Here is a 24,714-nt window from a genome sequence, read left to right on the forward strand (position 1 = left end):
CGGGATCGTAGCCGCGCGACCGTCACGCACCCTGCCAAACGGTGGTGATGTTGCAGAACTCCCGGATTCCGTGCCCGGACAGCTCACGGCCGTATCCGGACCGCTTCACACCCCCGAAGGGGAACGCGGGGTGGGAGGCGGTCATGCCGTTGACGAACACACCGCCCGCCTCCAGGTCCCGCACGAACCGGTCCACCTCCGCGTCGTCACGCGTCCACACGTTCGAACTCAGTCCGAAGGGTGAGTCGTTGGCGATGAGGACCGCCTCGTCCAGGTCCCCGGCCCGGTACAGCGTGGCCACCGGCCCGAACGCCTCCTCGCGGTGGATCCGCATGTCCCGGTGGATCCCGGCGAGCACGGTCGGCGGGTAGAACCAGCCGGGCCCGTCCGGCCGCTCCCCGCCGCACAGCACCTCGGCGCCCGACCGCTTCGCGTCCTCGACGAGTTCCTCCAGGTCCGCGCGCCCCTGCTCGCTGGAGAGCGGGCCGACGTCCGTCCCCTCGTCCATCGGGTCGCCGACCGTGAGCGCCCGCATGCCGGCCACGAACCTCTCGGCGAACGCGTCGTAGACGTCCGTGTGGACGATGAACCGCTTCGCCGCGATGCACGACTGCCCGTTGTTCTGCACCCGCGCGGTCACCGCGACGCTCGCGGCCCGGTCGATGTCGGCCGACGGCATCACCACGAAGGGGTCGCTGCCGCCCAGCTCCAGCACCGTCTTCTTGATCATCTCGCCGGCGGTGGCCGCCACCGCCCGGCCCGCGGGCTCACTGCCCGTGAGCGTCGCCGCCTTCACCCGGTCGTCGCGCAGGAGGTCGTCGACCGCGCCGGAACCGATCAGCAGGGTCTGGAAGCAGCCCTCGGGGAAGCCCGCCCGGTGGAACAGGTCCTCCAGGTACAGCGCGGTCCCCGGGACGTTGGAGGCGTGCTTGAGCAGGCCCACGTTGCCCGCCATGAGCGCGGGCGCCGCGAACCGGACCACCTGCCAGAGCGGGAAGTTCCACGGCATCACGGCCAGCACCGGCCCGAGCGGGCGGTAGCGCACCCGTACCCGGGACGCGCCCGACTCCTTCACGTCCGTCTCGGCCGGCTCCTCGTCGGCCAGCAGTTCCTCCGCGTGGTCCGCGTACCAGCGCATCGCCTTCGCGCACTTCGCGGCCTCCGCGCGGGCCTGCTTCAGCGGCTTGCCCATCTCGGTGGTCATGGTGCGCGCGATGTCGTCCCGGTCCGCGTCCAGCAGGTCGGCGGCCCGGTGCAGCAGCCGGGCGCGCTCGGCGAAGCTGCTCGTGCGGTACGTACGGAACGTCGCCTCGGCGAGTTCGAGCCGGCGTTCGAGCTCGTCCTCGTCCATGGGCTCGAACGTTTCGAGCGTCTCGCCGTTCGCCGGATTGACCGTGGCGATGGGCATGGCTGACCTCCCTGGGAGCGGGCTTGTTATGACCTTCCCGCGCGGTCCGGGCGACCGCAACGCGTGGGCCCCTGTTCAGCCCGAGTGCTCCGCCAGCCGGTCGAGAAACGCGGCCTGGGCGGGAATGATCACCTCGCGGGCGCGGTCCGGGGCGAACCAGGCCACCCGGTCCAGCTCCGGGAACTCCTGGATCCGGCCCGAGCGGGGCGGCCACTCCATCGTGAAGGTACCGGGGACGATCGTGGCCGGGTCCAGGTCCGCCTCCACCGCCCACGCCGTGACGATCTTGCCGTTGGCCTGCCGGACCTCGCCCAGGGCGATCGCCTCGCCGTCCGGCGGCGCCAGGCCCAGCTCCTCCCGGAACTCGCGCCGGGCCGCCTCCCAGGCCGGTTCACCGGGCTCGTACTCACCCTTGGGGACGCCCCACGCCCCCGCTTCCTTCTTCGCGAAGTACGGGCCGCCCATGTGCCCGAGCAGCACCTCGACGCCCTCATCGGTGCGCCTGAACAACAGCAGACCCGCGCTCCGCTTCGGCTCCGTCAACGCCGTACCTCCGGGTGGGCGGCCAACAGGGCCTCCACCGTATCGGCCTCCTGAGGCCGCTTGTCCTCGCGATAGCGCACGACCCGGGCGAACCGCAGGGTGACGCCGGCCGGGTAGCGGGTGGACCGCTGCAGGCCGTCGTAGGCGATCTCGACCACGAGTTCGGGGCGTACGGTCACCACCCGGCCGTCGTCCGAGATCTCCAGTTCCTTCAGTCGGGCGGTCTGCCACTCCAGCATCGCGTCGGTCATGCCCTTGAAGGTCTTGCCGAGCATGGCCAGGGTGCCGTCCGGGTTGAGTGCGCCCAGGTGGAGGTTGGAGAGCCTGCCGGTGCGCCGGCCGTGGCCCCATTCCGCGGCCAGGACGACCAGGTCGAGGGTGTGCACCGGCTTGACCTTCAGCCAGGCGGCGCCCCGGCGGCCCGCGCTGTACGGGGCGTCCAGGGCCTTGACGACCACCCCCTCGTGGCCGCGGTCGAGGGTGGCGGTGAGGAACTCCTCGGCGGCCGTCGTGTCCTGCTCCCCGGCCACCAGCGCCCGGCGCACCCGCATCGGCTCGGGGACGAGGCGGGCCAGCTCCGCGTGGCGTTCGGCGAAGGGAAGGTCCAGCAGGTCGTGGTCGCCGACGGCGAGCACGTCGAAGAAGACGGGCGAGACCGGGACCTCGCGCGCCGCCCTCGCCACGTCCGAGCGGGAACCGACCCGGCCCGCCGTCTCCTGGAACGAGCGCGGCCGGCCGGCCGCGTCGAAGGAGATCACCTCCCCGTCCAGGACGAACCGGTCGCCCGCCAGCTCGCGTGCCGCGCCGGTGACTTCGGGCAGCCGGTCGGTGATGTCGTCCAGCGTGCGGGTGAAGACGCGCACCGTGCCCCCGTCCCGGTGGACCTGGACCCGGATGCCGTCCAGCTTCTCCTCGACCGCGCAGCCGCCCAGCTTCCGTACCGCCTCGCCGACCGAGGCGGCGGTGTGGGCCAGCATCGGCAGCACCGGGCGGCCCACGGTGAGCCGGAACCGGGCGAGGGCCGACGGGCCGTCGGCGAGCAGCGCCTCGGCCACCGCCTGGAGCGACCCGGCGAGCATCACCGCGCGCCGCACGTCGGCCGCGTCCGCGCCGGTCGCTCGGGCCAGCCCCTCGACGGCGACCGCGTCCAGGGCGCCCTGCCGGACCTCCCCGGTGATCAGACCGAGCAGGAACCGCTGCTCGTCCGCGGTCGCCGCGCCCATCAACTCGCCCACGATCCGTATCCGTTCGGCCTGCGAACCGGCTCCGGAGACCTTGCCGAGCTCGGTCAGCCGGGCATCGGCCTCGCGGACCGTGAGGGTCGGTTCGGCGGCGGGCTCGACGGGCCGGCTCAGCACCTTCCAGCCGACGCCGAGGCGGCCCTGCGGGAGCCGCCCGGCCAGATAGGGGATGACGACCGGTACGTCGTCGGGGGCCGTCTCCCGGAAGAGCTCGGCGAGCAGGGCGGTCTTGCGGGACCTGGCCGCGGTGGCGGCCACCTCCCGGGACACTTCGGCGAGCCGGGTCAGCAGCATGCAGCCATAGTGCTCCGGATACGGCCCGCCGACACCCGGTGCCGGTGCCGGGGTCACGGCGGGGCGGTCGCGTACACCTGCCGGGTGTTGGGGCGCGGCGCCGGGCGGTGGCGGGCCGCCGGGCCCTCGGCGAAGGCACGCAGCAGGTTCTCCGTGGTGCGGGTGACGAAGACGCGGGTGGCAGCGTCCATGCCGTGGTGCCCGCCGCCGTCGCCGGTGGCCGCCATCAGCGCCTCCACCCAGCGCATGGTGCCGGACGCGAAGACCCCGGCACCGCCGGCCACGGTGTAGTACGCCGAGTCGCTGTGGCTGCTCCGGCCGTCGCACACCAGCGGGGAGTGGGCCGTGATCTCCAGCGGGCCCGGGGCGGTCGTACCGGGCGGGACCCGGTCGTACTCGACGCCCACCAGATGGTCGAAGCCCTGGCCGGCGCGGACTCCGGTGCCCTCGTACAGCCAGTGGTCCGGCGCCGTGACGACGTAGGGGGCGTCCACCGGGTAGCCCTCGTAGAGCACCCCGGTGAGGGAGGACTCCGGGTCGGCGCCCGGAGCGGCGCGGAAGTCGGTGGTGACCAGGGCGGGCCGGGCGGGGAAACAGGGGTCGGCGGTGTACGAGGACTTGTAGCAGACGACGGTACGCCCGGGGCCGGTCTCCGAGGCCTCCAGCCGGATCCGGCGGAAGCAGGTGTTCGCGCCGAGGAAGGCGATGTTGGTGCCGGCGTCCCGGGCAGCCGTGACATGGCGGCGCTGCTCGGGCGTCCAGTACTCGTCGTGGCCCAGGCAGACGACGGCGGCGGCCCCGGCCAGCACGCCCGGGTCGGCGTGCACGTCCGTCCCGGTGGTGTAGGCGAGGGGTATGCCGAGGCGTTCGGCCAGCACGACCGCGGCCCACTCGTACACCAGGAACTTCTCCGCGCCGCTCAGGTCGTAGGGCCGGTCGAAGGTGACGGCGAGCGAGCGGCCCGCGTAACCGCCGTCGGACCCGGCGTAGAGGCTCAGCCCGCCCCACCTGTTGTACGCCTGCCAGGTCGCCGGGGCGTGCAGTAGGACAGTGCGGCCGGCGCCGTGCGTGGAGCGGACGATCAGCGGCACGTACCGCTGGTGGCCGCTCTCGGCCTCCAGGCGCAGCAGGTACGCCCCCGCCGGCCAGCCGGCGGTGTCCACGGTGAGCGTGCGCGGCCAGCCGGCGCGCACGGTGCGGGTGGCGGCGAGGATCCCGGGGGACGGCTGGGCGCGGCCCGGTATGCGGGGGGAGTGCCAGACCCGCCGGGCCCGCTGCCCGCCGTACCAGCCGACCCGCAGCGCCGAGATCCGGAACGCGGCGGCCGTGGTCGACACGGACAGGCCGAACTCCTCGCCCGGTGTCACACTCACCCGGTCGGCGTAGCCGGCGATCGCGTCGGGCGCGCCGAGGGACCCGATGCGCCAGTCGGCGGTGCCCGGACGCTCGCGCTCCGCCTCGGGCAGCCGGGTGTCCGGCGCGGCGGGCCGGCGGGCCGGGGAGGCCCGCTCGCAGGCGGCCGCCGTCCCCAGTCCGACGCCCGCGCACAGACCGAGGAACCGCCTGCGGGCGGTTGCGGACCCGGGCGCCGCCGGTGCCCCCTGCCGTTCTCGACCGTCCACACCGTCTCCTCGGCCCGCTCGTCGTCACGGTCCGGGAAGCCCCGGGACCGGTTCTCCGGCGCGGTTCCGGTCGCCCTGGCGGGTGGCCGGGTGCGCTTCGGCGACCGTAACCCCCGTGGGCCGGCCGCGCACGGCGCGCCGCCGCGGGATTGACAAACCGCGTTGCCGAAACTGCAATGCCTGCCATGACCACCGACGACGTCCTCGCGGGCGTGGGGCCACGCCTGCGCCGGCTCCGCAAGGAGCGTGAGGTGACCCTCGCCGCCCTGGCCGAGACCACCGGCATCTCCGTCAGCACCCTCTCCCGGCTGGAGTCCGGGCTGCGCAAGCCCAGCCTGGAGCTGCTGCTGCCGATCGCGCAGGCCCACCAGGTGCCCCTGGACGAACTGGTCGGCGCCCCGCCGGTCGGCGACCCCCGGGTGCGGGCGAGGCCCATGGAGCGGCACGGCCGCACCTTCTACCCGCTGACCCGGCAGCCGGGCGGCCTCCAGGCCTTCAAGGTGGTCGAACCCAGACGGAACCTCGAACCCGACCCCCGCACCCACGAGGGCTACGAGTGGCTCTACGTGCTGGCGGGGAGGCTGCGGCTGGTGCTCGGCGAGCACGACGTCGTCCTCGGGGCGGGCGAGGCGGCGGAGTTCGACACCAGGGTGCCGCACTGGTTCGGGTCGACGGGGGAGGGGCCGGTGGAGTTCCTCAGCCTGTTCGGGCCGCAGGGGGAGCGGATGCACGTCCGGGCGCGCCCCAAGACCTGAGGCTGTTACCCAGGACACTGTTCCCCCCGTGGCAAGCGACCGCTTAGTATGCGGTGGACCCCGACGGAGCAGTCCCTGGAGGCACCGCATGCAGGCATGGCAAGTGCACGAGAACGGTGAACCGAGCGAGGTGATGCGGCTCCAGGAGGTGGAGCGGCCCACCCCCGGCGACGGCCAGGTCCTGCTGAAGGTGCGCGCCGCCAACATCAACTTCCCGGACGTGCTGATGTGCCGGGGTCACTACCAGGTGCGCCCGCCGCTGCCGTTCACCCCCGGCGTGGAGATCTGCGGGGAGACCGAGGACGGACGCCGGGTGATCGCCAACCCCGCGCTGCCGTACGGCGGTTTCGCCGAGTACGCGGTCGCGGACGCCGCCGCCCTGCTGCCCGCGCCGGACGCGCTGGACGACGCCGAGACCGCCGCGCTGCACATCGGCTACCAGACGGGCTGGTTCGCCCTGCACCGCCGGGCGGCGCTCCGGGCCGGCGAGACCCTCCTCGTGCACGCCGCCGCGGGCGGGGTCGGCAGCGCGGCCGTGCAGCTCGGCAAGGCGGCCGGGGCGACGGTCATCGGTGTCGTCGGCGGCGCCGACAAGGCGGCCGTGGCCCGCGAACTGGGCTGTGACGCCGTGATCGACCGGCGTGCCGAGGACGTCGTCGCCGCCGTGAAGGAGGCCACCGGCGGCCGCGGCGCCGACGTGGTCTACGACCCGGTCGGCGGCGAGGCCTACACCCAGTCCACCAAGGTCGTCGCCTTCGAGGGCCGGATCGTGGTCGTCGGCTTCGCGAGCGGCACCATCCCCAGCCCGGCGCTCAACCACGCCCTGGTGAAGAACTACTCGATCCTCGGCCTGCACTGGGGCCTGTACGCCACCAAGAACCCCAAGCTGATCGCGCACTGCCACGAGCAGCTCACCGAACTGGCCACGAGCGGCGCCATCAAGCCGCTGGTCAGCGAGCGGGTGCCGCTGACCGAGGCCGCGGCGGCCGTGCAGCGGGTCGGCGACGGAGTCACCACCGGCCGGGTCGCCGTCGTACCGAAGGGAGCCGAGGCATGACCGACGCCGCCGAACTGAAGCGCCGCACAGCCGAGTTGCTGGCCGCCCACCCGCCCGCCACGACGGAGCGACTCGACTTCCTCAGGGCCCGCTTCGACGCGGGACTCGCCTGGGTGCACTACCCGGAGGGCCTCGGGGGCCTCGGGGCGCCGCGCTCCCTCCAGGCCGTCGTGGACGCCGAGCTGCAAGCCGCCGGCGCCCCCGACAACGACCCCCGGCGCAACGGCATCGGCCTCGGCATGGCCGCGCCGACCATCCTCAAGTACGGCACCCACGAGCAGAAGCAGCGCTTTCTGCGGCCGCTGTGGACCGGCGAGGAGGTCTGGTGCCAGCTCTTCAGCGAGCCGGGCGCCGGTTCCGACCTCGCCGCGCTCGGCACCCGCGCCGTGCGCGAGGATGGGGGTCCCTCCCGCTCGAGCGAAGCCGAGAGTGGGGGAACCTGGGTGGTCAACGGCCAGAAGGTGTGGACCTCGGGCGCGCACAACTCCCGGTGGGCCATCCTCATCGCCCGCACCGACCCGAACGTGCCCAAGCACGCGGGCATCACCTACTTCGTCTGCGACATGACCGACCCCGGCGTGGACGTGCGCCCGCTGCGCCAGATCACCGGCGAGGCCGAGTTCAACGAGGTCTTCCTGACCGACGTCCGCATCCCCGACGCCCACCGCCTCGGTGAGGTCGGTGACGGCTGGCGGGTCGCCCAGACCACGCTGAACAACGAGCGCGTCGCCATCGGCGGCATGCGGCTGCCCCGCGAGGGCGGCATGATCGGCCCGGTCGCGAGGACCTGGCGCGAACGCCCCGGGCTGCGCACCCACGACCTGCACCAGCGGTTGCTGAAGCTGTGGGTGGAGTCCGAGGTCGCCCGGCTCACCGCCGAACGCCTGCGCCAGCAGCTCGTCGCCGGCCAGCCCGGCCCCGAGGGCGCCGGCATGAAACTCGCCTTCGCCCGCCTCAACCAGGAGATCAGCGGCCTGGAGGTGGAACTCCGCGGCGAGGAGGGGCTGTTGTACGACGACTGGACCATGCGCCGGCCCGAACTGGTCGACTTCACCGGCCGTGACGCCGGCTACCGCTACCTCCGCGCCAAGGGCAACAGCATCGAGGGCGGGACCAGCGAGGTCCTGCTGAACATCGTCGCCGAGCGCGTCCTGGGCCTGCCCCCGGAGCCGCGCACCGACAAGGACGTCGCATGGAAGGACCTGGCCCGATGAGCACACCGCCCGACCTGCTGTACTCGGAGGAGGAAGAGGCGCTGCGTTCCGCCGTCCGGGACCTGCTCACCGACCACTGTGACGCCCCCGGCGTCATCGCCCGCACCGAGTCGGACGCCCCGCACGACCTGGCGGCCTGGAAGGCGCTGGCCGACGGCATGGGGCTGGCCGGTCTGCTGGTGCCGGAGGAGCTGGGCGGCCAGGGCGCCTCGCACCGGGAAGCCGCCGTCGTCCTGGAGGAGCTGGGGCGGGCGGTGGCGCCCGTGCCGTATCTGACCAGTGCCGTGGTGGCGACCGAGGCGCTGCTGGCCTGCGGCGACGCGGAGCTGCTGGGGCGACTGGCGTCCGGGCGGACGATCGGGACGCTGGCCGTCGGGCTGCATGTGGCGCCGGGCGCCGCGTTCGCCGCCGTACGGGTCGAGGACGGGCTGCTGCGCGGCGAGCTGACCGGGATCGCGGACGCGGTCGCCGCGGACGTGCTGCTGGTGCCGGGGGACGACGGCGGCCTGTACGCGGTAGAGGCGGCGGCGGTGACCGTCACCCCGCGGCCGGCCTTCGACCTCACCCGGCCGCCGGCCACGGTCACGCTCGACGGGGCCGCGGGGCGTCGCCTGGGTGACGCGGAACCGGCCGTACGGCGTGCGCTGCGGGCCGGGGCCGGGCTGCTGGCCTCGGAGCAGTTCGGGGTCGCCGAGTGGGCGCTGACGGAGACCGTCCGCTACCTGAAGGAACGCAAGCAGTTCAACCGGCCGGTGGGTGGGTTCCAGGCGCTCAAGCACCGGTTGGCGCAGCTGTGGCTGGAGGTCGTCAACCTGCGGGCCGCCGCGCGGGGCGCGGCCGACGCGCTCGCCTCCGGCGAGGACGCGGATGTCCTGGTGGCCGTCGCCCAGGCCTACGCGGGGCCGGTCGCCGTGCACGCGGCCGAGGAGGCGTTGCAGTTGCACGCGGGGATCGGAATGACGTGGGAGCATCCGATCCACCTGTATCTGAAGCGCGCCAAGGCGGATTCGATCGCCTTCGGGACGGCGGGGGTGCACCGGGAGACGCTTGCCGGGCTCGTCGACCTCCAGGCGCCGTGACCGGGCGGCAGCCCCGACGCTGACCACGCGGCGTGACACCACTCGAACGGGGGACGTGTCACCTGCGCGGGCCGACCCTCCGCTACGCCACACTTGCGGCCGAGCGCCCCGGACAGGGCGTGGCGGAGGAGGTTCGCGATGGCCGTTTCCATCTCTGTGGTGCTGCTTCTCCTGTTCGTGGCCGTGCTCTTCATGCGCCAGGGCGGGCTGAAGATCTCGCACGCCCTGGTCTGCATGGTGCTCGGCTTCTTCCTGGCCAGTACCAGCATGGCGCCCACCATCAGCACGGGCCTCACCGCGACCGCCGACCTGGTCAGCAGCCTGCGGCCGTGAGCCGACGGCCCTCGCCGTCGGCCCAGGGACCGCCGGTCAGGGTTTCCAGAACACCCCGATGCCGTTCGCCACGGCGCGCTCCGGACGGTCGGTCGGGTGGTTGAGCACGCTCACCGTCTTCGCCCCCGCCGTCCGGGCCACCATCGTGGAGGAGCCTCCGCCGTCCAGGCTGAACGCGTCGGCCGCGCCCAACTTCCGCATCTCCGAAGCGACTTCCGCGATCGTCATGCCCTTGCGGTAGGCGGTCGCGCCGTCGAGGGCGAGGAGCAGGAGTCTGCGTCCCCCGCTCGCGTAGCCCACCGCCGTACGCACGGCCGAGACGTTGTCGTCCAGACCGGGCAACGGCTCGCCGTCGCGCAGCACCGGGTAGCCGCCGACCGCGAAGCGGTAGGGGGTCCTGGCGCCGGACGCCACCAGCCGCCCGCGGACCGCGACCGGTTCGCCCCTGACGAGCCGACGCAGCCGGTCCGCGCCCGCCTCCCGGCCCAGCAGGACGGTCGTACCCGCCGCGATCGGGCCGCCGCCCGGGGCCCGGGAGGTACCGACCACCTTGCCGTCGCGGACCCGGACCTCGAAGGTGTCGGTGCTGCAGCCGGCCACCCGGTCGGCGTCCGAACCGCAGGTGGCCCGTCTGCGGGAGGCCGAACCCCAGGCGGCGGTGTAGGCGCCCACGGTGCCCTGCGCCAGCGCGTACTGGTTGAGCCCGCGCAGCGGGAGGCTTCCCGCGGGGGTGCGTACCGTGCCGGTGAACACCAGCCGGTCGAGCCGGGCCCGGCGGTCCATGCCCACGCCGAAGACGTCGGTGGTGGCGGTGCCCGGCGGCAGCGAGGGACCGAACCGCTGGGCCGTGGGCACCGCGGACTTGAGCACCCGGCCGTGGGCGATCGCCGGGCCGACGCTCGCGCCGGTCGCCTCGACGCCCGGGTGCTGGGTCTCGGTGATGTCGAAGAAGTCGCCGTTCACGCCCGCGACGGCACCGGCCGCGTCGACCATCGCGGACACCCGCGCACGGGCGGCCACCGCGCCCGGGGTGAGCAGGTCCACCCGGACGTGCGGGTCGGTCAGGTCGACGGTCAGGACGTGGGCGTGGGCCGTGCCCCTGGCCGCCGGGACGTCGAACTGCCGATAGGTGATCCCGGACGAGATCCGGCCGGCCCCCGACACGGCGCCGGCCGGTGCCGCCCCCGTGAGGGCCGCACCGGCCAGCACGCCGGACGTGGTGAGAAGCGTGAACAGAGTTCGGGTCGTCGCTGCCGGTCGTCTCCGACGATGCGTCACCGCACCCCCTGATGTCTCGTCAAGTTCCACAGGACACAGGGAAGTGCAGCAGACGTCGGTGACCTACGGGGCGGCTAGCCGTCGACTACGCGAGAACGGGTGAGAAAACGCACCCCCTCGGGCGCCTCCAGCGAGAATCCGCTACCGCGTCCGGGGACCACGTCCACGATCAGGCGGGTGTGGCTCCACACCTCGTACTGGCTGCGGGACATCCAGAAGGTGACCGGCTCCGTGACGCCGTCCACCGCGAGTTCGGCCAGCAGCACGTCCGAGCCGCCGGTGCGGAACTCGCCGTCCGGGTAGCACATGGGCGCGCTGCCGTCGCAGCAGCCGCCGGACTGGTGGAACATCAGCGGCCCGTGTTCGGCGTGCAGCCGACGCACCAGATCGGCGGCCCGCGCAGTGAGCTCCACCCGCGGCGGAGCTGTCGTCTCGTCCATGGTCACCGTCCTGGCGGCGGGGGTGTCGGATCCCCTCAGTCTCACGCCTCGCCATCCGGCCGTCCAGCGGCGGTCGTTGACCCGCTCCGCACCGCGGGCACGCAGCGCTCGGGTGGCGGCAGGCGCTCACGTGCCGGGCAGCAGATCCGTGACCTTCCGCTCCAGGAACGGCAGGGCGCGCTGACTCCAGACCGCCAGCGCGATCGACGCGGCCACCGCGGTCAGGGCCACCGGGCCCAGCGGCGTGCAGCCGAAGAAGTGGCTGACCGCCGGTGTCTCGATGAGCGCGACCAGCACCGCCGCCGAGCCGAGCGCGGTGAGCCGGACCAGCGGGCTGTCACGGCGGTCCAGCAGGGTCTGCACGAGCTGGGTCCCGACCACCGCGGCCAGCGCCATCGTGCTGGAACGGCGGGCCGTTCCCGGTGTCGCCCGGCCGGCGAGCCAGGCCATGAGCGCGCCCATGCTGGTCGTCAGCGCCCGGTGCCGGATCCCCCGCAGCAGCGGCGCTCCGAGCGCGGCCGACGGCGAGCCGGGGTCCTCCGGCTCGTCCGGCTCCTTCGGGGTGACCGCCACCGCCATCGCCGGGAACAGGTCCGTGAGCAGGTTGACCAGCAACATCTGCCGGGTGGACAGCGGAGCCCGGCCGCCCAGCAGGGTGCCGAGCACACCGAAACCGACCTCGCCCGCGTTGCCGCCGATGAGGATGGCCACGGCGTCCGCGACCCCGTGCCACAGCGCCCGGCCCTCCCGCACCGCGTCGATCAGCACCGTCAGGTCGTCGTCGGTCAGGACGAGGTCGGCGGCGTTGCGGGCGGCGGCCGAACCGCGGGTGTTGATGCCCACGCCGACATCGGCGGCCCGGATCGCCGCCGCGTCGTTGGCGCCGTCCCCGACCATGCCGACCACCCGTCCCGCGTCCCGCAGCGCCTCGATGACCTGTAGTTTCTGCTCCGGTGCGACACGTGCCACCACACCGGCGTCGCGCAGCACACGAGCCCTGCCCGAGCGGTCGGCGGCCGCGAGGTCGTCGCCGGTCACCACGACGGTGTCCGCGGGCCAGCCCAGTTCCGCGGCGATCGTCCGGGCGGTCCCCGGATGGTCGCCGGTGAGCATCACCGGTCGTACGCCCTCCTCCTGGAGGCCGCGCACCAAGGCGGTGGAGGTCTCGCGCGGGGAGTCCGCGAGGGCGAGCAGGCCCACGAACTCCAACTGCTCCAGAGGCTGTTCGAGGACGCCCGAGACGTCCTCCGCGGCGTCGGGCCGGCGCTGGGCGACGGCGAGGACCCGCAGGCCCTCGGCGGCCAGCGACTGCGCGGTCGCCGAGGCGGCTTCGGGGAGGCCGGAGCAGGCCGGCAGGACGGTCTCCGGTGCTCCCTTCACCACCAGCAGCGGCGGTCCGTCGCCGGACCGGCCGACGGCGGCCGCGTACCCGCGGGCCGCCTCGAACGGAAGTCCCTCCAACTGGACCCAGTCGGGGTCGGGTTCGGCCGCCGCCAGAACCGCCGCGTCGGTGACGTGGTCCGGCGGCCCGTCGCCGTTGCCGAGCTGGGGGCAGGCCCGGGCCGCCACCCGCAGGGTGCCGGCCACGCCTTCGTCGCCCACCGCGTGGCCGTGTCCCTCGTCGTCGGTCGCCCGCACCAGGCGCAGGGTGTTCTCGGTGAGCGTGCCGGTCTTGTCGAAGCAGACCGTGTCCATCCGGCCCAGCGCCTCCAGCGCCCGGGGCGCCCGGACCAGTACCCCGTCCCGGCTCAGCCGCCGGGCGGCGGCCAGCTGGGCGACCGTCGCCACCAGCGGCAGCCCCTCCGGCACGGCGGCCACGGCCACGGCGACACCGCCGCTGACCGCCTCCCTGATCGGGCTGCCCCGCAGCAGTGCGAGACCGGTGACCGCCGCGCCGCCACCCAGCGTCAACGGCAGGGCCTGCGCGGTGAGTTCGTGCAGCCGGGCCTGTACTCCGGCGGCCGGCGGCGTGCGCGCGGCCAGGTGGACGGCGCGGGCGGACTCGGTGCGCTCGCCCGTGTCCACGACCACCGCGCGCGCCTGCCCCGCGGCCACCGTGGTGCCCTCGAAGACCATGGAGTGCCGGTCCGCCACCGGCACGTGCGGGGTCGCCGCGGTGTGCTTCTCCGTCGGCACCGACTCCCCGGTCAGCGCGGACTCGTCGACCTCCAGGCCGTCCTCCGACAGCACCCGGGCGTCGGCCGGCACCACGTCGTCGGTGTGCAGGTCGATCACGTCGCCCGGCGCCAGGCGCGCCGCGTCGACGGTGTGGGTGTCCGGTTCGTCGGGGGAGTCCGCCACCCGCGCCTGCCGCTTCTGCTCGGCGAGCAGCCCGGACACGGCCCGTTCGGCCCGCAGCCGCTGGATGCCGCCGATCAGCGCGTTCAGGTCGAGCGCGCCGACCACCAGCAGGGCGTCCACCACCGAGCCGACGATCGCGGACGCGGCCGAGCCGACCGCCAGCACCGGGGTCAGCGGGTCGTCCAGTTCGCTGCGCACGGCACCGGCGAGCCGCAGCGTCCACCGCACCGGCGTGAGCAGCGGGTTACGGGACGGCTCCGCGGCCCGCTGCCGCTCCTCGGGCGACCCCGGCTCCCGTTCGTGCTCCAGCCGCTCCAGGGTCTCCCGCGCGCCCAGTTCGTGCCAGTGCACCCGGGCCCTGGGGTGCGGCGCGTCGGCCCGTGCCACCCGCAGCGCCTCCCAGGTCCCCGACAGCAGTGCCGTCGCGGCGGCACCGTCCACCGGCGCGTGCCGCATACCGGGCAGCGCGGCCAGCCGGCCGCGCCCGCTCCTCGACTCGCCGACGGCCACCAGCAGACCGGACAGCGCGGCCCCCGACCGGGCCAGGATCTGCGAACGCCGGCCCACCCGGCGCGCGGCCGGTATCGCGGTCAGCAGCCGCCACACGTCGGGCAGGCCGTGCAGGGCGAGGGCGTCGGCACCCCAGACGACCGTGCTGCCGGCGTCGGTGAGCGCGAGCGCGATGTCCCCGGCGAGCAGCCCGGCCAACAGCCCGTGGTCCCGCTCCGACCACAGCCGGGCCACCGTGATCACCGCACCCGAGTCCTCGGGCAGGGAGCACACCACGTCGTCCAGCGGCCGTCGGGCGTCCACCACCTGGTCGGCGAGGCCGGTGAAGTCCTCCAGCGCCGGATCGTCCACCAGGACGACCCGCAGCCCGGCACGCCGGGCCGCGTCCAGCACCGGCTCCGTCCAGGGGTCGGCCTCCCCGTCCGCGCCCCGGACCGCGCTCGGATGCAGCACGAGGGTGCCGACCAGTTCCAGCTCACGCAGCCGCTCGGTATCGCGGAAGAGCAGCCCCGAACGGGCCAGTACGGCGCCGAGGACCGACTCGAAGGCGGTCGGCCCGTACCGGGCGGCCTTCGGCGATGCCGCGAGCACCGCCTCCGCCGCCTCGGTGACGTCGTGCTTGACCAGCAGGGTGGCGGCCGCGCCCAGGACGCTGCCGGCGAACGCGTGGCTGGCGTAGTCCGCGGCCGGGGTGGTGCGCAGGGGCGGGCGCGGGCGGCCGTCGTCGCCGGTGCTCGGCCGGTCCGGGTTGCACAGTTCGTCGTGGAACAGCTCGAAGGCGGCCGCCCGCGCCATCGTGTCGGCGAGCCGGCAGCCGCGCAGGGCCCCGTCGAGCAGCAGCGCCGCGGGGGTCTGCCCGGCTCCGTGGGCCGCCGCGTTCGCGCACGTCAGCAGCAGGTCCATGGCGTCGGCACCCAGGCGGTCGCGGAGCAGGCCGCGGAAGCGGGGGTTCTCCCGCAGGACGGTCACCACCGCGGTCACCGCCCGCGGCGACGGCGGCAGCCGCAGCGTGTACGCGGCGACGCCCACGCCGGTGCCGACCAGGTCGGCCGCGAGGGTCGCCAGCGCCGCGCGGATGCCCTGCCGGTCCGCCGGGTGCGTGATGTCCTCGGGGCCGCCGTCGTCCGCCACGAGACCGGAGCGGACGGCGAGGTCGCTCGCGTACGCCAGGACGTCGTCGGTGACCGCCTCCTCGGTCGCGGCCACCACCAGCCGCCCGAGCCCCTCGTCCCAGTAGGCGAACAGCACGTCCGGGTGCTCGGCCAGCTCGGCGGCGACCTGCACGGCGAGCCGGCGTACCCCGCCGGCCCTCCCGGCCCGCGCCGGGTCCGCCGCCCGCAGCGCCAGGTGCGCCCGGGCGCCGGAGCGCCACTGCCGTTCGGCCCCGAGCAGCGCGTTGCGTGCCGCGCGCGTCATGCGGGTGGCCGTGTCGAGGCTCCGGACACCGGCCCGTGCGGTCCCGGCGGCGGCGCCGGCGACCGCGCCGATCCCCGGCGCGGCCGCCCTGGCCAGCAGCCCGGGCGCTGCGGACACCGCCCGCGCGGCCAGGGACGGCACTGTCGGCAGTCCGAACGCCATCACCCGTCACCCCCGGTTTGCATCAGCCGGCGGGCGGCGCGGTCGGGTCGGCGGGCGGCGCGACCACGTGGGGGGAATCGTCCTCGTCGGCCGGGCCCGGTGCGGTCGATCCGGTGGGTGGGGCGAGCGGGTCGTCGTACGGATCGAGGTCGTACGGTTCGGCGCGCGTGCCCGGTTCGGCTGCCGTGTCCTGCTCGGCGGGCCCGCCGGGGCCGGCCGCTGTGTCCTGCTCGGCGGAGATGCCCGGTCCAGCCGTGGCGTCCTGCTCGGCGGGTGCGTCGAGGCCGGTGGACAGGTGCTGTCCGGTGGGCCTGTCGAGGTCGGCGGGTGCGGGCTGGTCGTGGGGTGCCGCGGACGGTGCGTCCGGTCCGAGGGCGGCGGCCGCGGCCGCGGTGGTGGCGGACCCGGCCGACGCCGTCGCCGGTCCGTCCGGCATCTCGTCCCCGCGCAGCGGGCCCGGACCCGCCACGCCCGCGCCCGGTCCGGGCTCCGTCACGGCGTCGCCCATCGCCACGTAGGCGCCGTGGCCCGCGCTTTCCGTCGTCTCCGCGGTCGTCGCCGTCATGGCCGGGCTCTCGCCCTGCCCGGGCCGCGGCTGGGTCAGCCAGGCCACCGCGGCGCCGGTCAGCGCGACCGGCCACTCCACGACTCCGGCCACCCCCAACACCCCGGCTCCCGCGTACACCGCCATCCGGCGGCCTCGGGGCGACACCGCACCGATCTTGTCCAGGGTTCCCTCCGCGGCCTTGGTCACGGCTCCGGCGCCGGGTACCTTCCGCACCGCCGAGGCCGCGTTCCGCAGGGGCGCGGTGAGGGCCGAGGACGTCTTCTGCTCAGCCATGACTACTCCTCGTCACTGCCGGGATCGCTCCTTCTGCCTGCTGAGTGCCCCGTAACACAAAGGGTCATCCGGGATTGAGCGGACATTTCGTAAGCCGCTGAGCGGCTCGCCGACAGCCCCGCCCGGCGCCCCGAGGCCGACCCCTCTCCGGTGGTCGCCCCGATCCGCGGCGCTAACCTGTCGTTATGTGCCCGAACCGCCCGGAGGGGGCCGAAACCGACCCGTCCCCGGCCGTGGGGGCGCGGGCGAAGGCGCTGGCCCTGGCGCTTCGGCAGGCGGTGGCGGGCGTCGGAGGCCGGGGCGCCCTCGTGCACCGATGGGACCCCGGCACGGGGCGGCTCGACCTGGTGGCGTCGGACGGTGTCAGCGCCGAGGCCGCCCGGCGCTGGGCCGTGCTGAGCGAGGAGCAGGACGTGCCGCCGTCCTGTGCGCTGCGCCGCGGTGTCCTCGTCCGGACGGCCGGGGACCGCCTCGCGACCGGCGCCGCCGGCACGGTGGCGGTACCGCTGGTCGGGGCCGGCGGCCCGATCGGCGCCCTGACGGTGCTGCTGTCCGGGACGGACGGACCCGACGACGTACAGCTGTCCTTCCTCCATGCCGTGGCCGCCTGGACCGCCCAGCACCTGGAGCGCGCCGACGGCCGGCCCCCGCACGGGGAGTCCGTGCCCGAGCACGAGCGGACCGTCAGGGCCGCGGAGCTGACCGCGGCGCTCGCCGAGGCGGTGACGGTCCAGGACGTCGTAGGAGCCGTGGCCGAACACGTCCTGGCCCCGTTCGGCGCCGAGGGACTGATCGTCTCCGTGTTCGAGAACGGCCGGCTCACCCGGGTCGGCGAGGTCGGCTACCCGGTGGACTACCTGAAGCGGTTCGAGGGGCCGCTCGAGGCGGGCCTGCCCGTCACCGACGTACTGCGGTCCCGCAGCCCGCTGTTCCTGGAGTCACCGGCCGACATCTACCAGCGCTACCCCGCGGTCACCGACCGGATCCTGATGGGCACCTCGCCGAAGATGGCGTGGGCGTTCCTGCCGCTGGCCGCCTCCGGACGGGTGGTGGGGGTGGCGATCCTGTCCTACAGCCGGCCGCACTCCTTCGGCGAGGCGGACCGCACCCTGCTGACCACGTGCGGTGCCCTGGTCGGCCAGGCCCTGGAGCGGGCCCGCCTGTACGACCTGGAGCACGCCCGTGCCCAGGAACTGCAGAGCGCCCTGCTGCCCCGCACCCTGCCCAGACCGCCCGCCGCCGTCGCGGCCGCCCGATACCTTCCCGCGGGCCGCGGCGAGCAGGTCGGCGGTGACTGGTTCGACGTGATCCCGCTCTCCGGCGACCGGGTCGCCCTGGTGATCGGCGACGTGATGGGCCACGGCATCGCCGAGGCGGCCACCATGGGCCGGCTGCGCACCGCCGTCCGCACCCTCGCCGACCTCGACATGTCCCCCGACGAACTGCTGGGCCATCTCAACGACCTGGTCAGCGACCTCGGCGAGGACTTCTACGCGACCTGTCTGTACGCCGTGTACGACCCGGTCGGCCGGAGGTGCAGCTACTCCCTGGCCGGTCACCCGCCGCCCGTCTTCGTGTACCCGGACGGCACCGTCCACAGCCCCGTGCTGAGCCCCGACCCACCGCTCGGCGCCGCCACGCCGCCGTTCGCCGCGCACGAACTGCCGCTGCCCGACGGGAGTCTGGTGGTCCTGTGCACCGACGGGCTCATCGAATCCGGCGCCCAGGACGCCGAACAGGGACTGACCGAGCTGCTGCGCGTACTGTCCCGGGCCGCGGTCCGCCCGGCCCGCTTCACCTCCTCCGACGAGGAGGCGGACGCGCGGGGCCTGGAGGAGCTGTGCGACACGGTCGTCTCGGAGCTGCTGCCGGACCGGGAGCACACCACCGACGACGCGGCGCTGCTCATCGCCCACACCCGGGCCATGCCCGCCGACGACGTCGCCTCCTTCGGCCTGCCCGACGACCCCCGGGCGGCCGGCCGGGCCCGGGAGCTCGTCCGCGACCAGCTCTCCCGCTGGGGCCTCGACGAACTGTCGATGACCACCGAACTCCTGGTGAGCGAGCTGGTCGGCAACGTGATCCGGCACGCCAAGGGGCCCATGCGGCTACGGCTGCTGCGCAGCCGCAGCCTGACCTGCGAGGTCTACGACGGCAGCCTGAGCACCCCCCGCATCCGGCACGCCACCTACACCGACGAGGGGGGCCGCGGCCTCCAGCTGGTCGCCGCCCTGTCCCGGCGCTGGGGCGCCCGCTACCTCAGCGACGCCAAGTGCATCTGGACCGAACAGGACATCCCGCCGGCGGCCCCCGCCCGCAGCGCCGCCCAGGCGTCGGCCTCCCGGTCGGCCGCGAACGGCTTCGGCGACCGGCTCGCCGCCACCGCCGAGGTGGCCGCTCCCTGAGACGGCGTCCGGCCGGCCGACTCCTAGCTCACGAACCCGACATGCGCCAGGGCCTGCTTCAGCAGCACTCCGTGACCGCCGGGCATCTCGCTCTGCACGGCCTCCAGCATGGCTTCCTGCGGGCTGAACCACACCAGGTCCAGAGCGTCCTGCCGGGGCCGGCAGTCTCCCGTGACCGGCACGATGTAGGCCAGCGACACCGCGTGCTGACGCGGGTCGTGGTACGGGGTGACGCCGAGCGTCGGGAAGTACTCGGCCACCGTGAACGGCTGGAGCGAGGCCGGTACCCGGGGCAGCGCGACCGGGCCGAGGTCCTTCTCCAGATGGCGCAGCAGGGCGTCGCGGACCCGCTCGTGGTGGAGCACACGGCCGGAGACGAGGGTCCGGCTGACCGTGCCGTCCGGGCCGATGCGAAGCAGCAGTCCGATGCTGGTGACTTCGCCGCTGTCGTCGACGCGCACGGGCACGGCCTCCACGTACAGGATCGGCATGCGGGCGCGAGCCATCTCCAGCTCGTCGGAGGACAGCCAACCGGGCGTGGTATCGGTCATGTCAGACATTGCTTGATCATACTTTCCGGGCGGGGCGCGCGTTCAGTCGCGGCCGGTGTCGGATGCGGGAAGTCCGTAGATGCGGCGGGCGTTCTCGCGGCCCGTCCAGGCGGCGATCCGCACCGCGTCGGCCGGGCTCAGTTCGTCGGCGTCCACCCGGTCCTGGAGCAGTCCGGCCAGCCCCTGCCGGAAGGACAGCGCCCCGAGATGGTGGAACTCGGCCACACCATAGGCGTCCGAGCTGTACAGCAGTTTGCGGAACGGGGTGATCTCCATCGCCTCCGCGAGCACCGCCCCGGCCCGCGCCGCGCCCACGTAGTGCAGCGCCAGCCCCACGTCGAGGTGCACATGCTCGAACACCGTGGCCAGATAGGCGGCCTGGCGGTGGTACGGCCAGCAGTGCAGCAGCAGTACCGGGACGGTGCCGGTGGTCAGCCGCAGCCAGTCGGTGAGCAGCGCCGGATCCGCGTGGTGCAGCCTGAGGTCCGAGTCCCCGAAACCGGCGTGGAGTTGGAGCGGCAGCCCGAGGGCGACGGCGGTCCACAGCAGATGGCGCATCAGCACCGGGTCGGTGAGCCGGCCGCCGCCGTCCGCCAGCCACAGCGCGGCGGCCCGGGTCACTTCGGCGTACGTGGGCCGCACCGGGTTCAGGTCGAACCCGGTGCGGTAGGCGGCCACCGACTTCACCGCGACCACCCCCGGCCGCCGTACCGCCGCCTCGGCCGCCGCCCGGAAGGCGCCCGCGTACTCGCCCGCCTCGACGCCCCGCGCGGCCACCTCCTCGGCGACGCCCTCCAGCCGCACCACCTCGTAGGCGGCGGAGCCGGCCGCCTCGGCGAGTTCGGCGGGGGAGGTGACCGGGTCCGGCGCGTACCCGGTGTCCAGGCAGAAAGCCTCGGCGTGCGCGGCCCTCAGGAACCGGCGGTTGACCTCCTGCCAGCCCAGTTCCGCCCGGCGCGCCAGGTAGTCGGCGGCCGGGGCGTGCCGGTCCAGGCCGAGCAGCGGCGCGCAGTGCCGACGTACGGCGATGCCCACCGGGCTGTCGAACGGTGACACGCCCGGCCAGGCCTCGCCCTCGGTGAGCAGCGCCGCGAACTCCGGCGCGGTGAGGTCGGCGGCGACCGCGCCGTGGCAGTGGTGGTCGATGAGGGGCAGCGCGTCGAGGGCTTCCCTGACCGGCCCCGTCATCAGTACTTCCAGCGGTAGGCCGCCGCCACCCCGGCGTCGTCGAGCCCGGCGACGGATCCCGTCTCGCCCTCGCGCACGGCGATCACCGCGTCCGCGAGAACCGGTCCGAGCGCGGCCCGCAGCACCTCGTCCTTGCGGAACTCCTCGACGGCCTGCGGCAGCGAGGTCGGCAACCGCCGCACCCCCCGGGCCACCGCCTCGTCGGGGATCAGCGTCGCCGGGTCGCCGGTGACCTCGGCGGGCAGCGGCGCCGCCGTGGTGAGCCCGTCGAGTCCCGCGGCGATCACGCAGCCGAGCGCGAGATACGGGTTGGCGGCCAGGTCGACCGGCTTGATCTCCAGGTTGGCGTCCTCGCTCTGGTGGCCGGTCGTGCCGGTGACGACGCGGATCGCGGTCTCGCGGGTCTCCCGGCCCCAGGCCGTGTACACCCCCGCCCACTGGGAGGGTTTGAGCCGCAGATAGCTGGCCGGGCTCGGCGCGGTCACCGCCGTCAGCGCCGGCAGGTGCGTCAGCAGCCCGGCCACGAAGGACTCCGCCGCGGCCGTCATGCCGTACCGGGCGTCGCCCCCGGCGTGCAGGTTGACGCCGTGGCGCCACACGGAGAGATGGAGATGGCCACCGTTGCCGACACCCCGCTCCGCGACGGCCGGCGCGAAGGAGGCCCGCAGGCCGTGTTTCTGCGAGACGGCGCGAACGGTCTGCCGTACCAGGACGCTCTGGTCGGCCGCCGCCACCGGGTCCAGGGCGCCGGTGGACAGCTCGAACTGGCCCGGCGCGTACTCCGGGTGCAGCTGGGCGACCGGCACCTCCTGCGCCTCCAGGGCCGTGAGCAGGTCGGCGGTGTAGTCGCTCAGCTCGATCTGCCGGGTCGCGCCGTACGCCGGACCCGAGGTCGCGGGCGTGAACTCGTCGGCCGGTGCGCCGGCCCGGCCGAGCGACCACTCGATCTCGACGCCCGCCCGGAAGGTGACGCCGTGCCGGTCCTCGGCGTCGGCGACGACCCGGCGCAGGAAGGTGCGGCTGCAACCCGGGTGCCGGTCGCCCTCCTGGGTCAGCCGGTCGACGGGCGCCCACGCCCAGCCGGGCTGCCCGGCCAGTACCACGAGCCGGTCCAGGTCCGGGTAGAGCCGCAGGTCGCCGTCGGGGGAGCCGAGGACGTCGGTGCGTACGATCGCGTCGTTCGCCAGGAAGGTGTCGAACACCGGCGACATGCCGACGCCCCGGGCCACCGCCGAGTGCAGCCCCTGCCAGGGGACCGTCTTCACCCGGCAGATCCCGGCGGTGTCCACGTAGGCCAGCACGATGCCGCGCACGCCCTGTGCGGACAGTTCGTGGGCCAGGGCGTGCGCACGGGCGAGATCGCCGGGGTGCCCGCCGGGCACGGGGTCGACCAGGGGTGGCATACGACGTCCTCCTCGACGGGCTCGGATGCGCGCCTACCGGTCAGGGTTTCACGCTTCCCGCGCCGAACCGCGGAACGCGGACCGGCGCCGGGGAGTCGGGCGGCCGGGTTCGCGTGCACACGTCGAACCGGTCCGACGTGTGCACGTCGGACCGGTTCACGGGGAGGACGTCCCCGGCGCTCAGCTGTTCTCGGCCGCGAACATCCAGCGCTGCTTCTCCAGGTCGGCGGTGATGGTGATCAGCAGGTCCTGGGTGACCGGGTCGGGCTCGTCGGTCGCGGCGATCCGCTCGCGCAGCCGTCCGATCGCCGCCTCCAGCGTCCGCACCATCAGCTCCACGACCTCGTCGTCCCGCAGCCAGCCCTCCTTGGCGTCCGGCAGCGCGTAGGCCGCCGCGATGGTCTCCGGGCGGCCGTCCGGCGGCACGCCCAGGGCGGCGGCGCGTTCCGCGACCGTGTCGGAGTAGGCGCGCGCGGTGGCGACCACCTCGTCCAGCTGGAGGTGGATCGACCGGAAGCGCGGACCCACGATGTTCCAGTGGGCCTGCTTCCCGACCAGTGACAGGCCCAGCAGATCCACCAGCGTCTCCTGCAGAGCAGTCCCGGTGACCTGAAGTGCCCCGTCGGGCAGCGTGCTCTTCACCACGGTCATGGCGCGCGTCTTCCTTCCGTTCTGAGCGGTTCGCCCGGAGGCTCGTCCCGAGCGGTCGTGGAAGCCCGAATGCCCCCGCTGACCAGGAGCAAACGCGCGCCGGGGCCGATCGGTGGGACGGTACTCACGCCGGACGGTACTTACCGCGGGGGCTTGTCCGGACATAGCATCGGTCTCCGCATGAACACGATGACGCTCTGGCACATATCCGGCTGGGGGTTCGCCGCCCTGGCACTCGCCGCACTGCTCGTCGGCTTCTCCAAGACCGCCGTCAGCGGCGCCAACACCGTCAGCCTCGCCGTCTTCGCCGCGGTCCTCCCGGCCCGCGCCTCCACCGGCGTCCTGCTCCCGCTGCTCATCGCGGGCGACGTACTGGCCGTCGCCACCTACCGCAGGCACGCCCACTGGCCGACGCTGTGGCGGCTGTTCCCGGCGGTGGCGGCGGGAGTGGTGATCGGCACCCTGTTCCTGGTGTGGGCCGGCGACGGGGTCGTACGAACATCTATCGGCGCGATCCTGCTGCTCATGGCCGGCGTCACGCTGTGGCGGCGGCGCTCCGCCGCGGGGCCGGACGACCCGGACGCGGTCACCACCCGGGCGGGCCGGGCGAAGGCCGGTTCGTACGGTGTCCTCGGCGGCTTCACCACGATGGTCGCCAACGCGGGTGGCCCGGTGATGTCGATGTACCTGCTGTCGGCCGGCTTCCGCAAACTCGGCTTCCTCGGCACGTCGGCCTTCTTCTTCCTGATCGTGAACGTCTCCAAGGTCCCCTTCAGCGCCGGGCTCGGCCTGATCGACGGCGAGTCGCTGCTGCTCGACGCGGCCCTCGTGGCGTTCGTCGTCCCCGGCGCGTTCCTCGGGAAGTGGGCCGTGAACCGGATCAACCAGCGGCTGTTCGAGCAGCTGGTCATCGCGGCGACGATCGTGGGCGGTCTGCAACTGCTCCTGCGCTAGCCGGTCCCGCGGCCCGGGAGCGCGGCCCGGGAATGCGACGGCGGGGGGCGTTGTTGGACCGGTCGTGATTGACATGCTCGGATCACGAACTCCGGGTGTGGAGGAAGGGAGGACCTCATGGCCCGCAGCACCGCGCGTCCCGTCGTCAGGCTGAAGTCGACGGCCGGGACGGGCGTCACCTACGTGACCCGCAAGAACCGCCGGAACGACCCCGACCGGCTGGTCCTGCGCAAGTACGACCCGGTGGCCGGCGCCCACGTGGATTTCCGCGAAGAGCGCTGACGCGAAACACCCCACCGCCCCTGGAAGGAACCCCATGAAGTCCCGCATCCATCCCGACTCCCGGTTCGTGGTCTTCCGCGACCGCGCCGCGGACACCGCGTTCCTGACCCGTTCCACCGCCGACTCGTCCCGGACGATCGAGTGGGAGGACGGCACCACCTACCCGCTGATCGACGTCGAGGTCTCGTCGGCGTCGCACCCCTTCTACACCGGCCGGACACGGGTCCTGGACAGCGCCGGCCGGGTGGAGCGCTTCGAGCGCCGCTACGGCCGCACCGCCCCCGCCCGCGGCTGACCCGAGGAGGACAGAGACATGAAGGTGCGCAAGTCCCTGCGCTCACTGAAGGCCAGGCCCGGCGCCCAGGTGGTCCGCCGCCGCGGCGTGGTCTACGTGATCAACAAGAAGGACCCCCGCTTCAAGGCCCGCCAGGGCTGACGACGGACAGGTCCCCCGACGGCCGCCCGGCACCCCAGCCGGGCGGCCGTCCGGCGTCTCGGCGTGGGATGGCCGGCGGTCTCGGCCCGGCGCGTCCTGCGGCTGTCCACCGACCTGTCGGCCGGGCCGCCGGGTACGGCTGGACGGCGGTCCCGGTCCCGTGGCCCAGGCCGGTGGCGGGTGTGCCCGTCCGCAGTCACGCACGGCGCCGTCCCGCGCCGGGCCGGGCGCCGTCCCGCGCCGGGCCGGTCGCGCGCAGGCGGGTTGAGGAGTCCTTCGTCCGGGCCGTGGAGAAGGCGAGGCCGCCCTGGCCGTTGAGCCACTCCAACTGCTGGTTCAGCAGGAAGAGG

At 74.4% G+C, this 24,714-nt stretch carries 21 protein-coding genes and 1 pseudogene; 10 read left to right on the forward strand and 12 right to left on the reverse strand.

Annotation, left to right across the window (positions count from 1 at the left end; all coding sequences use genetic code 11):
* Positions 1–22: 22 nt before the first annotated feature.
* From AB0958_RS33315 to AB0958_RS33330, 4 genes are all read right to left on the reverse strand, one after another.
* Complete coding sequence (locus AB0958_RS33315; protein WP_366894199.1) at positions 23–1,408, reverse strand: NADP-dependent succinic semialdehyde dehydrogenase; 1,386 nt, start codon at positions 1,406–1,408, stop codon at positions 23–25.
* A gap of 75 nt (positions 1,409–1,483) precedes the next feature.
* Positions 1,484–1,951: an NUDIX domain-containing protein gene (locus tag AB0958_RS33320; protein ID WP_366894200.1), complete on the reverse strand. Its 468-nt coding sequence runs from the start codon at positions 1,949–1,951 to the stop codon at positions 1,484–1,486.
* Positions 1,948–3,486 (reverse strand): ATP-dependent DNA ligase, encoded by a 1,539-nt coding sequence (locus AB0958_RS33325; RefSeq protein ID WP_366894201.1) that lies wholly within the window; start codon positions 3,484–3,486, stop codon positions 1,948–1,950. Before AB0958_RS33325 ends, AB0958_RS33320 begins: the two co-directional genes overlap by 4 nt.
* 53 nt (positions 3,487–3,539) lie before the next feature.
* Positions 3,540–5,108 (reverse strand): N,N-dimethylformamidase beta subunit family domain-containing protein, encoded by a 1,569-nt coding sequence (locus AB0958_RS33330; protein WP_366894202.1) that lies wholly within the window; start codon positions 5,106–5,108, stop codon positions 3,540–3,542.
* Between the two features lie 185 nt (positions 5,109–5,293).
* Between AB0958_RS33330 and AB0958_RS33335 the strand changes: the two genes are divergently transcribed.
* The 5 genes from AB0958_RS33335 to AB0958_RS33355 all read left to right on the forward strand — a co-directional run bounded on the left by AB0958_RS33335 (position 5,294) and on the right by AB0958_RS33355 (position 9,546).
* The gene (locus tag AB0958_RS33335) at positions 5,294–5,863 is read left to right on the forward strand and encodes an XRE family transcriptional regulator (RefSeq protein ID WP_366894203.1); all 570 of its coding nucleotides are present in this window, start codon (positions 5,294–5,296) and stop codon (positions 5,861–5,863) included.
* An 88-nt stretch (positions 5,864–5,951) separates the two neighbouring features.
* Positions 5,952–6,920, forward strand: a complete 969-nt coding sequence (locus AB0958_RS33340) for an NADPH:quinone oxidoreductase family protein (RefSeq protein WP_366894204.1) — start codon at positions 5,952–5,954, stop codon at positions 6,918–6,920.
* Positions 6,917–8,134, forward strand: a complete 1,218-nt coding sequence (locus AB0958_RS33345) for an acyl-CoA dehydrogenase family protein (protein ID WP_366894205.1) — start codon at positions 6,917–6,919, stop codon at positions 8,132–8,134. The genes AB0958_RS33340 and AB0958_RS33345 overlap by 4 nt, the downstream gene beginning before the upstream one ends.
* A complete protein-coding gene (locus AB0958_RS33350) occupies positions 8,131–9,213 on the forward strand; it encodes an acyl-CoA dehydrogenase family protein (protein WP_366894206.1) in 1,083 nt (360 codons plus the stop codon). The genes AB0958_RS33345 and AB0958_RS33350 overlap by 4 nt, the downstream gene beginning before the upstream one ends.
* Before the next feature lie 138 nt (positions 9,214–9,351).
* On the forward strand, positions 9,352–9,546 hold the full coding sequence (locus AB0958_RS33355; RefSeq protein ID WP_132887893.1) for a hypothetical protein: 195 nt from the start codon (positions 9,352–9,354) through the stop codon (positions 9,544–9,546).
* 36 nt (positions 9,547–9,582) lie between these two features.
* On the opposite strand, the gene AB0958_RS33360 is transcribed toward AB0958_RS33355, so the two are convergent.
* The 4 genes and pseudogenes from AB0958_RS33360 to AB0958_RS33375 form a co-directional block, all read right to left on the reverse strand.
* A complete protein-coding gene (locus AB0958_RS33360; RefSeq protein WP_366894207.1) occupies positions 9,583–10,755 on the reverse strand; it encodes a phosphodiester glycosidase family protein in 1,173 nt (390 codons plus the stop codon).
* 143 nt (positions 10,756–10,898) lie between these two features.
* Positions 10,899–11,264, reverse strand: coding sequence for a DUF779 domain-containing protein (locus AB0958_RS33365; RefSeq protein WP_366894208.1), 366 nt, complete (start codon positions 11,262–11,264; stop codon positions 10,899–10,901).
* 126 nt (positions 11,265–11,390) lie between these two features.
* Entirely contained in the window at positions 11,391–15,653 is a 4,263-nt protein-coding gene (locus AB0958_RS33370) for a cation-translocating P-type ATPase (protein ID WP_366894209.1), read from the reverse strand.
* Positions 15,654–16,233: 580 nt separating this feature from the next.
* A pseudogene (locus AB0958_RS33375) lies at positions 16,234–16,494 on the reverse strand (hypothetical protein); the annotation flags it as partial.
* Between the two features lie 185 nt (positions 16,495–16,679).
* Between AB0958_RS33375 and AB0958_RS33380 the strand changes: the two are divergent.
* Positions 16,680–18,899, forward strand: coding sequence for a SpoIIE family protein phosphatase (locus AB0958_RS33380; protein ID WP_366894210.1), 2,220 nt, complete (start codon positions 16,680–16,682; stop codon positions 18,897–18,899).
* Between the two features lie 23 nt (positions 18,900–18,922).
* Here AB0958_RS33380 and AB0958_RS33385 read toward each other — a convergent pair whose 3' ends face one another.
* The 4 genes from AB0958_RS33385 to AB0958_RS33400 form a co-directional block, all read right to left on the reverse strand.
* Positions 18,923–19,450: an NUDIX hydrolase family protein gene (locus tag AB0958_RS33385; RefSeq protein WP_165939308.1), complete on the reverse strand. Its 528-nt coding sequence runs from the start codon at positions 19,448–19,450 to the stop codon at positions 18,923–18,925.
* 42 nt (positions 19,451–19,492) lie between these two features.
* Positions 19,493–20,638 carry an amidohydrolase family protein gene (locus tag AB0958_RS33390; RefSeq protein ID WP_366894211.1) on the reverse strand — a complete coding sequence of 382 codons (1,146 nt, stop codon included), beginning with the start codon at positions 20,636–20,638 and terminating at the stop codon, positions 19,493–19,495.
* Positions 20,638–22,041 carry a glutamine synthetase family protein gene (locus AB0958_RS33395; RefSeq protein ID WP_366894212.1) on the reverse strand — a complete coding sequence of 468 codons (1,404 nt, stop codon included), beginning with the start codon at positions 22,039–22,041 and terminating at the stop codon, positions 20,638–20,640. The genes AB0958_RS33390 and AB0958_RS33395 overlap by 1 nt, the downstream gene beginning before the upstream one ends.
* A 180-nt stretch (positions 22,042–22,221) precedes the next feature.
* On the reverse strand, positions 22,222–22,692 hold the full coding sequence (locus AB0958_RS33400) for a DNA starvation/stationary phase protection protein (protein ID WP_366894213.1): 471 nt from the start codon (positions 22,690–22,692) through the stop codon (positions 22,222–22,224).
* 180 nt (positions 22,693–22,872) lie between these two features.
* On the opposite strand from AB0958_RS33400, the gene AB0958_RS33405 reads away from it, so the two are divergent.
* The 4 genes from AB0958_RS33405 (at position 22,873) to ykgO (ending at position 24,364) form a co-directional block, all read left to right on the forward strand.
* Entirely contained in the window at positions 22,873–23,646 is a 774-nt protein-coding gene (locus AB0958_RS33405) for a sulfite exporter TauE/SafE family protein (RefSeq protein WP_366894214.1), read from the forward strand.
* Positions 23,647–23,763: 117 nt separating this feature from the next.
* A complete protein-coding gene (gene rpmG / locus AB0958_RS33410) occupies positions 23,764–23,928 on the forward strand; it encodes a 50S ribosomal protein L33 (protein ID WP_046728127.1) in 165 nt (54 codons plus the stop codon).
* Between the two features lie 34 nt (positions 23,929–23,962).
* Positions 23,963–24,223 carry a type B 50S ribosomal protein L31 gene (locus AB0958_RS33415; RefSeq protein WP_366894215.1) on the forward strand — a complete coding sequence of 87 codons (261 nt, stop codon included), beginning with the start codon at positions 23,963–23,965 and terminating at the stop codon, positions 24,221–24,223.
* 18 nt (positions 24,224–24,241) lie between these two features.
* Positions 24,242–24,364: a type B 50S ribosomal protein L36 gene (gene ykgO, locus AB0958_RS33420; RefSeq protein ID WP_240858519.1), complete on the forward strand. Its 123-nt coding sequence runs from the start codon at positions 24,242–24,244 to the stop codon at positions 24,362–24,364.
* The last annotated feature ends 350 nt before the right edge of the window (positions 24,365–24,714 follow it).

Origin of the sequence: Streptomyces sp. NPDC006655, from assembly GCF_040703965.1 — a bacterium.
Lineage (GTDB): Bacteria > Actinomycetota > Actinomycetes > Streptomycetales > Streptomycetaceae > Streptomyces.

What these genes read in the sequence shown, in the direction of transcription:
- AB0958_RS33340 (WP_366894204.1), top strand. Translation starts at nt 5,952, where the DNA reads ATGCAGGCATGGCAAGTGCACGAGAACGGTGAACCGAGCGAGGTGATG.
- AB0958_RS33355 (WP_132887893.1), top strand. Translation starts at nt 9,352, where the DNA reads ATGGCCGTTTCCATCTCTGTGGTGCTGCTTCTCCTGTTCGTGGCCGTG.
- rpmG (WP_046728127.1), top strand. Translation starts at nt 23,764, where the DNA reads ATGGCCCGCAGCACCGCGCGTCCCGTCGTCAGGCTGAAGTCGACGGCC.
- AB0958_RS33400 (WP_366894213.1), bottom strand. Translation starts at nt 22,692, where the DNA reads ATGACCGTGGTGAAGAGCACGCTGCCCGACGGGGCACTTCAGGTCACC.
- AB0958_RS33380 (WP_366894210.1), top strand. Translation starts at nt 16,680, where the DNA reads ATGTGCCCGAACCGCCCGGAGGGGGCCGAAACCGACCCGTCCCCGGCC.
- AB0958_RS33315 (WP_366894199.1), bottom strand. Translation starts at nt 1,408, where the DNA reads ATGCCCATCGCCACGGTCAATCCGGCGAACGGCGAGACGCTCGAAACG.
- AB0958_RS33415 (WP_366894215.1), top strand. Translation starts at nt 23,963, where the DNA reads ATGAAGTCCCGCATCCATCCCGACTCCCGGTTCGTGGTCTTCCGCGAC.
- AB0958_RS33325 (WP_366894201.1), bottom strand. Translation starts at nt 3,486, where the DNA reads ATGCTGCTGACCCGGCTCGCCGAAGTGTCCCGGGAGGTGGCCGCCACC.
- AB0958_RS33370 (WP_366894209.1), bottom strand. Translation starts at nt 15,653, where the DNA reads ATGGCGTTCGGACTGCCGACAGTGCCGTCCCTGGCCGCGCGGGCGGTG.
- ykgO (WP_240858519.1), top strand. Translation starts at nt 24,242, where the DNA reads ATGAAGGTGCGCAAGTCCCTGCGCTCACTGAAGGCCAGGCCCGGCGCC.
- AB0958_RS33390 (WP_366894211.1), bottom strand. Translation starts at nt 20,638, where the DNA reads ATGACGGGGCCGGTCAGGGAAGCCCTCGACGCGCTGCCCCTCATCGAC.
- AB0958_RS33405 (WP_366894214.1), top strand. Translation starts at nt 22,873, where the DNA reads ATGAACACGATGACGCTCTGGCACATATCCGGCTGGGGGTTCGCCGCC.
- AB0958_RS33395 (WP_366894212.1), bottom strand. Translation starts at nt 22,041, where the DNA reads ATGCCACCCCTGGTCGACCCCGTGCCCGGCGGGCACCCCGGCGATCTC.
- AB0958_RS33385 (WP_165939308.1), bottom strand. Translation starts at nt 19,450, where the DNA reads ATGACCGATACCACGCCCGGTTGGCTGTCCTCCGACGAGCTGGAGATG.
- AB0958_RS33345 (WP_366894205.1), top strand. Translation starts at nt 6,917, where the DNA reads ATGACCGACGCCGCCGAACTGAAGCGCCGCACAGCCGAGTTGCTGGCC.
- AB0958_RS33365 (WP_366894208.1), bottom strand. Translation starts at nt 11,264, where the DNA reads ATGGACGAGACGACAGCTCCGCCGCGGGTGGAGCTCACTGCGCGGGCC.
- AB0958_RS33350 (WP_366894206.1), top strand. Translation starts at nt 8,131, where the DNA reads ATGAGCACACCGCCCGACCTGCTGTACTCGGAGGAGGAAGAGGCGCTG.
- AB0958_RS33335 (WP_366894203.1), top strand. Translation starts at nt 5,294, where the DNA reads ATGACCACCGACGACGTCCTCGCGGGCGTGGGGCCACGCCTGCGCCGG.